Here is a 9,504-nt window from a genome sequence, read left to right on the forward strand (position 1 = left end):
CTTTTAAAAGATAGTTCACATAAAGTATTATTAGGGTTAGCAGGCCAAAGTATTAACTTATCGATCGTGAATTTCATAATGATTTACCCAGAATAAGAGCGTAGAGAGATGCCGTGTCAATATAATAAAACCAATTTGCAATGCGTGCTATTGTCTTAATCATGTCATCAGGGATTGTTTTCTTTATACCTGAAGGCCATCTTGTAAAATTAATCTTGAAACAGATTTCATTATTTTTCACTAATCTTACAAGTAGACCAGATGAAGCTGCTAAATTTAATCCTTGAATTGTTGGGCCTGTATATTCAGAAATGCGTTGTTTTAAATTCGATTTGATTAAAGGATTGTCCTGAATTACCATGTTTAATGGTGTGTGTAACTGTTTTTTTCTGATAATGTCCCTACTATCCTTATGCCATACTAAAGGAAGTACAAGTAAAATTTTCATTAAATCAGGGTTCGCACCATCAACTGATATTTTCTTATATTCATCAATAAAATAAACGATTAAAAAACAGGCAAGTGAACTATTATTGATGATATTTATATCCTTATAGTACATAATTATTCACCTTTATGAATTTTGAAGTTGCTGTGCCAGTGTATAAACATTTCATTTTCAGAAGAGTTGGCTAGTTTGTGATAATTCCCGCTTGTAAAATAGATATAATCTGTAGGTATACCATTCAGGTTTGCTTTATAGTTATTTAATGTACTGGTATATATTTCTTGGGATAATTCCATTGAATTATTATTGCCAATTTTTATTATATTAGTGCTATCTTTAATTTGTTCCCAGCGTTCGTAAAGAGCATAGTCACGCGCTTGCCATGCAGAAAGAGGAACTTCACCTGTATCTTCTAATCGGACTCGTTCTGCGTGAAATGCCCAATAATGTTCTAATGCTTTATTACACTGTTCTGTATTTATATTAATATATTGCAGTTGTTGGATAAATAGATGTTCAGAATCATCGTTATCCATAAATTTTTTGTATTCAGTATCAAAAATAGGTTGGTCAATAAAATTTCGTCGCTTTATTTTACTTATTTCTGCATCACGTAGATTGGAAAAAGGTCCTTTTGTTAGTTCTACTGCTTGGCGAGCTTTCCATGCCGATAGGCATTGATCAATCATAAACCCAAATAGTGTTTGATAAATAGTCTCTTCCTGTGACTTTAGCTCTGTAGGTATGTGTAGCAAATTAATTGTTGCTTGTTTAAGTGGGATTCCTGAAAGTGTTCCATGGTTGTCAAGTAATTCAATGTTTTTAATTAAGAACTTTAATTCTTCTTCGGAATGTGTCAGTACCTGAACTGCTATCTCTTTAACTTTTCCATTAATGGCATTGGCTTGTTCTTTTAGTATGGCTAATGCAGTATTAATTTGCTATTCGGTTTTTGCTTCAGAAAGTATTGTTGCGAGGTTATTGGTGCCCACAGTTTTGTTAGTTACGAAACAGTAGGTTATTTTATTGTATTTTTTTCGAGATTCCTTCATGGCATCAAGCCATATATGTAAGGTATGCCACAAATTTTTACTACTATCCTGATAGGGTTGAGGCTGTGTATCTGAAGCGTGTTTATCTTGTTCAAAGGCAACATGCCAATGGCCATTTTCGAAAAGAATTTCTTCTACAACATCATCTGCCGTTTCTATTCCAAACACAGCAGAATTATGTTCATTTGAGAATATACGATACAGCGCACGTTCCATCTGATACAGAAAACCAACAATTTTTGGGCTGGCCTCTTTAGTCACCATATGAACTTTTACCTGTATAAAACAACATATAAACAAGCTGTCCTAATCTTGGTGTAAAACAGCATTCCATTTACGATAAGAAACATTCAAACTTAATTTACAGTATGATGCAATAACATTATGAATGCTTATATACATGTTGTGTATGCATGCAGCTTTACTACCGTATTTATGATCTAGTTCTTTCATCAGAAAACTTCTTGCTGTTTTTCGTCGCCTGCGCTGAGTACCGAGCGGGTGTAATGGTCTAATCATTCCGGACACTTTGTTAGAGGTATAATGAGCAACACTAACGAGGTGAAAATGCGAAGAAAAACGTTTACCCATGAATTCAAACAGGAATGCGTCAATCTGGTTATTCAGCACAACTACCCGGTGCTCTGGGCTGCTGAAACAATGAATATTGGCCTTTCAACCCTCCAGCGCTGGCTACGGCAGTATCGTGGAGAGATACGCGGGGATACACCACTAGCCAGTGCGATAACACCGGAACAACGGCGGATACAGGAACTAGAAAAGCAGGTGCGGCAGTTGCAAAGCGACAATGACCTGTTAAAAAAGGCTTCAGCCTTCTTCGCTATGGAAATGAACAACGACAAAAAGTCGCGGTGAAGTTGAAGAAGGCGGGAGCAAATATCCAACAGGTATGCCGCTGCTTATCGCTCACGCGCAGCGTGTTTTATGCCCGGAGCCGTCAGCCGATGATCAAAGCGGATGTTCTTATGCTGCACGCGGCAGCTAATCATGTTCATACTGAAATGGATTCCACATATGGCAGTCGGCGCATGTGCATTGAGTTACGGGAACAAGGTTTTAAAGTAGGCAGATACCGCGTTCGCCAGATAATGAAAGCACTGAAGCTGGTGGCTAAACGCCCTGGGCGTCATCGCTATCCACGCGGTGGGAAACCCGCTGTAGTGGCCGCTAATCTATTGAATCGGCAGTTTAATCCAGAGGCATTGAATACCTGGTGGTCGGGTGATATTACCTACTTGCGCACCGCTCAGGGATGGTTATATCTGGCTATCGTCATGGACTTATGTTCAAGAAAAATAGTCAGTTGGGCCTTCTCAGATAAACCTGACAGCGCTCTGACTACTCGGGCCTTGAGGCTGGCGGTAAATAAACGACGACCAACAGGGTCAGTGGTGTTTCATAGCGATCAAGGAGCGCAATATACCAGTACACAGTTCCAGTATTGCCAGCAGGAACTTGATGTGACAGGCAGTATGAGCCGGAAAGGAAACTGTCTGGATAATGCCGTTACAGAGAGGTTTTTCCGCAGTCTGAAAGCAGAAAGAGTTAACTATCGTCGCTATGAAACCCGAAGTCAGGGTATTGCAGACGTTATCGATTATATCGATAGTTTTTATAATCTGAAAAGGCGGCATTATAAGCTGGGAAATACATCGCCGGACGAATATGAACGGCGACTACAGCAATGTGCCTAAATCAGTGTCCGGTTTTATTTGACCGTTACATAGAAACCAGCCAGTGATTGTCAATCTCATTGTTTATCGATTGGCTACCTATTTTGTCAGCACCAAGTCCATGGATCATCCTGTTATTGTAGGCCATCTTATTAGCCAAACTGAACATCGGCTCGATATAGCGGCGATGTACCCACAGGGGAATACCGATCCACACCGAAATGTCCATCACGTCTAATTCACATCCCCATGAATTAACACGATCGGCAACCTGCTGTACCGAGAACAGCCCCGGATTCCAATCCTTAGCATGTTCCAATAGGACGTCCTGACATATGCGTTCTACCAGTGGTGGCGAGGTAGTGAATACTGGCTCAATCTGTAACGGATCGCCAACCACCAAGACGCGTTTAGCACGCCAGATCCCGCCAACCGCCTGTTGTGGCGGCGCTTGCCCGGCCTCATCAATCATCAGCCAGCCGAGTTCTTCACACTTCACACCGTGAAACATGCGCCCAACCGAGGCAAATGTGGTAGAAATGACGGGCACTATCATAAACAGCGTTTGCCACCAGCGTATAGGCGTCGTTTCCGTGTGGGGAGATGTCAAAAAGTCCTTAATACCACGAACTTTATTTTGAAAGCGCTTGATTCCCAATGCTTCGTGAAGCCAAGCCTGATGCAGTTCCATCGCTGCGACAAATAATGCGGAACGTTGACAGTTTATCTGTGCGTTCTGCCAGAATGCCGTACGTTGCAACGCGGCGTCATCAATGGGCTGATTGAGATCCGGCAACGTAATATCGGGAAATTGTGCCTTTAGCGTTTGCAATGACTCCTGATCGATCTTCCGTTGCTGGATAATGTTGCCAATATCCTGCTCTATCTCGCGTTTTTTTTCCTCGATGTCATTACAACATTTGAGCTGTTCCACTACGTCTTGAGCAAACTTGGCCTGCAACCCTGTAAGCCTCGAGAGTTCAAGCTGCATGGTGTTTAGTGAATCCTGATAAGCGGAAAACCGTTGACGGTTTATCAAACGTGTTAGCCAGCCTGGTCTATCACTTTCCAGGGCTTTCTGCTGTTGTTCCGCGTGCTGAACCTTTTTTTCCACCGCATCCCGTTGCGCTTCGGCAAGTTTCAGCTTACTGAGAAGCACTTTATGGCTCTTTTTAATTTCAGCCAGCGTTAGCGATAAGGTATCAAGTGTATCGTCAGGCTGCTTGTTGAGTAGATCGGCAAAGTTGATTAGCCGTTGTTGTAACCCTTCAATTTGTTTGACACATTTAAGGAACTGTTTTTTCGCCGCTGCAAAAGAGAGCGAAGAATGGTACGGTTTCCAACGCCACAAGCTGAGAAAATCCTCATTCTCCGGGCGAGAGGCTTCAGCAGGCGTTTTACGTAGAAAATGCTCGTCAATAAGTAATTTTTGCGCGAATTTTACGCGGTTCGCTTTTTTCCCCAGTGCTGCGGAAATAACCCCCCAGCACTGCTTATCTTCTTCCAGCGGTTTAAAAAGATGATAGTCACGATCTTTTCCCTCGCCGTTTTTATCTCTTTTATGTTCACGCTTTGGGCGGTATTCTGCCGCGATCTGGTTTGCCGTTGGCGCTAAATAGCTCAGCGAGCGAAATTCTTCGGCCAGAGATTTCTTTTGCGGTAACTCTTTTGATATGTTCTCTACCGCAGCGTTATTCGAGGAGGCAACAACCATTTCAAAGCCGGTGAGTGTATGAATGATAAAACCGTCGCTATCCAGCGCGTCATCAGCTTTTTTAAAGCGAGATAGCACTTTTGCGCGTTCAACCACATTGTGTGCTATCAAATCACGCAGCAACGTTGTTTTTCCCGTCCCAGGGGGGCCATTGACAGAAAGCAGGCCACCATCCGCAAGCTCTTCTATCGCAGTATTAATCGCAAACTGCTGCATTAATGACATGGCATGTTCGGGATCGGAAGGCCAACGACCATGAGGCATATTCGCCGGTTGGAGTTTATCGATGATCGATGCGAGGCCATCTTGTGAATACAGACCGGCATTTCGTGGAGCATCACCGGAAAGGTAAGTTCTGAGAGCTTTACACGCATCGTCCCGTTGTAACGATGCGATGATGCGTTCAATGTCTTCAAAAAAGAAACTGTTTAAGATCGGCAGCGCTAAACTTTTATCACCATCGCTAATTTCCTCTTCAATTTCATCCTCTTCTTCCGGCGGCGCTTCTGAACTGTTGCCTTTTCCCTCAAACCAGTCGATTTGTAAAACGTATTCCCACTTTGGTTCAAAGTCTGCCCACGCAACTAAATGCGTAGTTAGTAGTGTCCAAATATCATCAGCTTTCAGTACTCCGGGGCCATTCTCACGTACTGGTTTTAACGTCGTGCTAAAATTTCTGAGCGTACTTGCAAGCCGATGACATTCCGCAGAAAAAAATTCAGTATTAAGCGCATGAAAGCTCTTTTTTTTCAAATGACCGAGCGCCCATGGAAGAGAACTTACGGACAGCTTATCCAGCGCAGGTACACCTTCTGAGTTCAGCAGGACTTTAGCAAAACAGGTGATTCCTTCCTGATCCAACCGCTGTTCTCGCTCTTCTGCATCATTCCCTCTATCTGGCCCGAACACATCTTGGCTAATGGTGCTGGCTATCCCTTTATCGAATAGTCCGACGTGGATGCAGTATGACGCTTTGGACGGAATCTCATGCTGTTTACGTATCTCAGCAGAAAGCCAGGGAAGTTGCTCATCCCTATACTGGCTGAGTTTGTTAAACGATATTTGCAAACTCTTCTTTTTTTCTTCCAGTGTATAGGGCTGGAAAAATTCTATACGTTGCCAAGCGCGGAGAATATCATTGGGAAGAGACGTTTTGGCCATCGTAGTTCTTTGATTATTATCCAAAAAATAAATTAGAAATAGAGTGTTTCAGGTAACATATTTTTATAAATGGTAATCTGAATACTACAACATATTTTTATGCAGAGGCAGCCAAAAGCTAACTAGCTTGCTGCTGCGGTATTTTTGTTCGCTCGGTATTATTTTTCCCATCGAAAGCAACTCAGGTACTTTTAAACACCTGCCCCCGATGCCACTCAACAAACTGCTCCAACGGGTAGTACTCTCGTTTTTTAGGTATAAGCAGCGGTTTTCCCTCAAAGTCCCAGAACAGTCGTTCGACAATCTTGCTGCCGTTGACGCCTTCAGAAACCATCAATTTCATACTGTCATCGATACCGATAACACCGATATCAAACGCGGAGTGGTGTACCGAACATAAGGCTAATCCGTTGATCACAATGCAAGGGCCACCATATTGCTTCCACTTAATGTGCGCCGCTTCCAGGCCGACAGGTGTCATATCGTGACGCAAATCATAGCCGCACACTGCACAGCGGTATTGATATGCACGTAACACCGCCTGACGAAAATGGGGATCGCGAGATTTGCGTACATCGTCTATCGACAGATCCAGACGGTTGGCAATCACCTCCTGCACGCTTTCAGGAAAATGTTCGCTTAAAATCTGCTGAGCCAGTTTATCGATGAGTTGAGGCTGTTTGCATAATAGTTGATAGCTGGCTTCATCAAATCCCCCCATGACATCATGCCGAACCAACTCGCGATTAGGCGGTTGTCTGCTCCTTTTCTGTGGCGAACTGATGACATACTCAAAATAGGCAAAAAAAAGGGATTATTGTGATAATGCTCGCAAAATCAGCGTGGTTCAAGTGGTTTGCACCACATACTGCATACAAGGATTTGAAACCGGTAGCTGTAGGTTAACTACCGGTAAATAAAGTACTTTTAGCGATAATAATCGTGTTTTGTTATTAATAGCCAGCTTGTGTTTTATCACTCAGTTTTAGGTACATCAATAACCGAAGGCAACGCATCAAAATCCTTCAATCCGTTTTTCTCATATGGATTACCGATCCAGCGTGTTGTCGGTCTGAAGTCTACGTTGATAAGGCTTTCCTTCGGTTCGTAGAAGTCATGGCTCAGTCCCGCAAGATCTGCCCAGGTATGGATCAGATGGGCGCTACTGTATTTCCGGTCTGTATACGCAGCATATGGGCGGGGATGGCTTTTTTGCCATTCGGGCGACAGCCACAAAATAAACGGAACGGTGTACATGGCGCGAGTCGGTGCGCCTTCGTTACGACCCAGCACGTTATGCGGCGGGGTTTCATACACATCCTCGCCGTGGTCGGAAAAATAGAGCAGGAAACCATTGGGCTTATGGCGGGCAAAGGTTTCGATCAGGCTGCTGACAACAAAATCGTTATATAACACCGCGTTGTCATAGCTATTATAGACCTCCGCTTCTTGATCGCTTAATGAGGTAGGAACGCTATTTCGGTCATGGAAAACACCAAAATTCTCCGGGTAGCGGTACAGGTATTTCATATGCGTGCCTAGCAGGTGAACCACAAGAAATTTTTTCTCCGCCGGATCGCGTAATACCTCATCAAAGGGTGCCAGCACCACATCGTCATACTGTCGGGAACTCTGTGTACGCTGGTTATTCAGATAAAACTGCCGGTCGGTCTGCTGTGAAAACACCGTCAGCATGGTATTGCGTTTGGTGATGGTTTGCTGATTGGTGATCCAGAACGTTTTATACCCGGCCTGTTTCATCATGTTCATTAACGATGGCTGAGTAAGGTAACGATCCGGCTGCTGCTGGTCGGCGAATGTCAGCGCTTGTTGCAACAACTCAATGGTGTAAGGACGAGGCGCTACCACGTCATTGAATACAACCAGATTGGGATCGGTTTTGCGCAATGCGTCAAGGCGGGGCGTAGTGGGACGGGGATAGTCGTACAGGCTCATTCGGGTACGAGTGGTGGATTCGCCGATGACCAGCACCAGCGTGCGGGGAATATCGCCGTTGGCATCTTTCAGATTCGGCAACGGCGGTAACGCGGCGTTCTGTTGCAATAGGGATTCCATGCTGGCGAGTTGGCTTCGATATTCCAGATAGCTACCGACGAATTGCCACGGCGCGGTGGTCCCCATGCGTCCGGCCAGGTAGGCAACGGCTTCTTCTCCCGGCAGATGCTGCTTTATCATTTTGTTGTAGACGGGGACGGCAAACAGCACTGTGAGGATCAGCAGTGAGAAAGAAAAGCGATAACGCAGCGGTAGGTACACTGGATGCACCCGAGTCCACAGATAAACGGCGATGGCTGTATAGAGCAGGATAGCTGCTATCAGCTTGAGGTTGATGTATTGGCTGGCATATTCTCCCGCTTCTTTCGTGTTGGACTCAAACATTACGAACAATACACTTTGGGAGAACTCCTGCCCATATATCAGATAATAGCCCAACGCTATGCTGGCCGTGGCCCACAGAAGAATACCGAGTACTGCGGTAAAATAACGAGTCTGACGCGGAAAGAAAAATACCGGGATGAGCCATAGCAGGCTGTACAGCAATGCATCCCTTAATCCATTAAATCCGCTGTGTCCGGAAAACAGAATAACCAGTTGCAGCGTGCATGAAAAATACCAGAAAAACAGCAAAAGCCATGCAAGGGAAGACCATGAAAACTTATCCCTGACGGAAGAAATGCGCATTTTCTTATTATTCCTGTTGAGAGTTAATTAATCGCTAAACGAGATAGAACGGTTGCAGCACCACGTAATTATTTAAATTTTCACGGCGATTAACCTGAAAGCGTTATGCCATATTCACGCATCAGCATGTTTTCAAAATCATCAAAGCGACGGGATAGTTTTTGTCTGGCGAAAAAACTGGAATAATAAGCCAGCGGAAATAAATTCGCGCATCCAAGATTATCGATAATGATTAAATCCCCCTCATCCTGATTTCTTAATCGATACAGGATGTTGTAAGGTTTCAACGTCATGGTGACAATGGCATGCTGTTCTGTCAGTACTTTCATACGGTTGTAAGCCTGCAATATTCCCGCTTTATGTTTTTCGCACAGTGTTTTTTCCGACAGGTAAGACGACAGCGTTCCTGATACCTCTCCGTTGTAATCTTTTATCAGATCAAATACATAACCCGACCCCAGATTGGTTTTAACCACTCCGTGATATTGTGCTATGATTGGTACTGAAAATGTCTTGTCGGCTATTTTCTTATAGTATTTGATTTCCCTGATGGTTTCCCGATTATATTCTCCGTTTAAATGCACCTTGATACATTTGTCCAGCATTAATGGATGGCGATAGCATGCCCGGTGTTGGCCTTTCGATATTAGAAGGCTGACGTCAAGATAAATCATTGTCATTCAAGTTGATTATATTTATAGTTGAGTTTTTGCCGCTGGTTAAACCCTCGAC

At 43.9% G+C, this 9,504-nt stretch carries 8 protein-coding genes and 1 pseudogene; 2 read left to right on the top strand and 7 right to left on the bottom strand.

From position 1 onward, the window contains the following. Nucleotides 1–73: 73 nt before the first annotated feature. The 3 genes from BIY29_RS19015 to BIY29_RS20745 all read right to left on the bottom strand — a co-directional run bounded on the left by BIY29_RS19015 (nucleotide 74) and on the right by BIY29_RS20745 (nucleotide 1,764). On the bottom strand, nucleotides 74–562 hold the full coding sequence (locus BIY29_RS19015; protein WP_121576591.1) for a three component ABC system middle component: 489 nt from the start codon (nucleotides 560–562) through the stop codon (nucleotides 74–76). Nucleotides 563–564: 2 nt separating this feature from the next. Next, complete coding sequence (locus tag BIY29_RS20740; RefSeq protein ID WP_240630223.1) at nucleotides 565–1,203, bottom strand: ABC-three component system protein; 639 nt, start codon at nucleotides 1,201–1,203, stop codon at nucleotides 565–567. Nucleotides 1,204–1,389: 186 nt separating this feature from the next. Next, nucleotides 1,390–1,764: a hypothetical protein gene (locus BIY29_RS20745; RefSeq protein WP_240630225.1), complete on the bottom strand. Its 375-nt coding sequence runs from the start codon at nucleotides 1,762–1,764 to the stop codon at nucleotides 1,390–1,392. 303 nt (nucleotides 1,765–2,067) lie between these two features. On the opposite strand from BIY29_RS20745, the gene BIY29_RS19025 reads away from it, so the two are divergent. Both BIY29_RS19025 and BIY29_RS19030 read left to right on the top strand, forming a co-directional pair. Next, a complete protein-coding gene (locus BIY29_RS19025; protein ID WP_170158979.1) occupies nucleotides 2,068–2,376 on the top strand; it encodes a transposase in 309 nt (102 codons plus the stop codon). Further along, nucleotides 2,373–3,215 (top strand): IS3 family transposase, encoded by an 843-nt coding sequence (locus BIY29_RS19030; protein WP_121576593.1) that lies wholly within the window; start codon nucleotides 2,373–2,375, stop codon nucleotides 3,213–3,215. The genes BIY29_RS19025 and BIY29_RS19030 overlap by 4 nt, the downstream gene beginning before the upstream one ends. Before the next feature lie 25 nt (nucleotides 3,216–3,240). Here BIY29_RS19030 and BIY29_RS19035 read toward each other — a convergent pair whose 3' ends face one another. The 4 genes and pseudogenes from BIY29_RS19035 to BIY29_RS19050 form a co-directional block, all read right to left on the bottom strand. Beyond that, nucleotides 3,241–6,069 (bottom strand): AAA domain-containing protein, encoded by a 2,829-nt coding sequence (locus tag BIY29_RS19035; RefSeq protein WP_121576594.1) that lies wholly within the window; start codon nucleotides 6,067–6,069, stop codon nucleotides 3,241–3,243. A 181-nt stretch (nucleotides 6,070–6,250) separates the two neighbouring features. Beyond that, nucleotides 6,251–6,847 (bottom strand): annotated as a pseudogene (locus BIY29_RS19040) (phosphorothioated DNA-binding restriction endonuclease); the annotation flags it as partial. A gap of 197 nt (nucleotides 6,848–7,044) precedes the next feature. Next, nucleotides 7,045–8,772: a phosphoethanolamine transferase CptA gene (gene cptA, locus BIY29_RS19045; RefSeq protein WP_121576595.1), complete on the bottom strand. Its 1,728-nt coding sequence runs from the start codon at nucleotides 8,770–8,772 to the stop codon at nucleotides 7,045–7,047. An 89-nt stretch (nucleotides 8,773–8,861) separates the two neighbouring features. Then, the gene (locus tag BIY29_RS19050; RefSeq protein WP_121576596.1) at nucleotides 8,862–9,452 is read right to left on the bottom strand and encodes a YrbL family protein; all 591 of its coding nucleotides are present in this window, start codon (nucleotides 9,450–9,452) and stop codon (nucleotides 8,862–8,864) included. Between the last annotated feature and the right edge of the window lie 52 nt (nucleotides 9,453–9,504).

This window comes from Brenneria alni, assembly GCF_003666245.1.
Classification (GTDB): domain Bacteria; phylum Pseudomonadota; class Gammaproteobacteria; order Enterobacterales; family Enterobacteriaceae; genus Brenneria; species Brenneria alni.

Excerpts from the sequence above, each read along its gene's own strand:
- BIY29_RS19015 (WP_121576591.1), bottom strand. The coding sequence starts at position 562 with ATGTACTATAAGGATATAAATATCATCAATAATAGTTCACTTGCCTGT.
- BIY29_RS20745 (WP_240630225.1), bottom strand. The coding sequence starts at position 1,764 with ATGGTGACTAAAGAGGCCAGCCCAAAAATTGTTGGTTTTCTGTATCAG.
- BIY29_RS19025 (WP_170158979.1), top strand. The coding sequence starts at position 2,068 with ATGCGAAGAAAAACGTTTACCCATGAATTCAAACAGGAATGCGTCAAT.
- BIY29_RS19035 (WP_121576594.1), bottom strand. The coding sequence starts at position 6,069 with ATGGCCAAAACGTCTCTTCCCAATGATATTCTCCGCGCTTGGCAACGT.
- cptA (WP_121576595.1), bottom strand. The coding sequence starts at position 8,772 with ATGCGCATTTCTTCCGTCAGGGATAAGTTTTCATGGTCTTCCCTTGCA.
- BIY29_RS19050 (WP_121576596.1), bottom strand. The coding sequence starts at position 9,452 with ATGACAATGATTTATCTTGACGTCAGCCTTCTAATATCGAAAGGCCAA.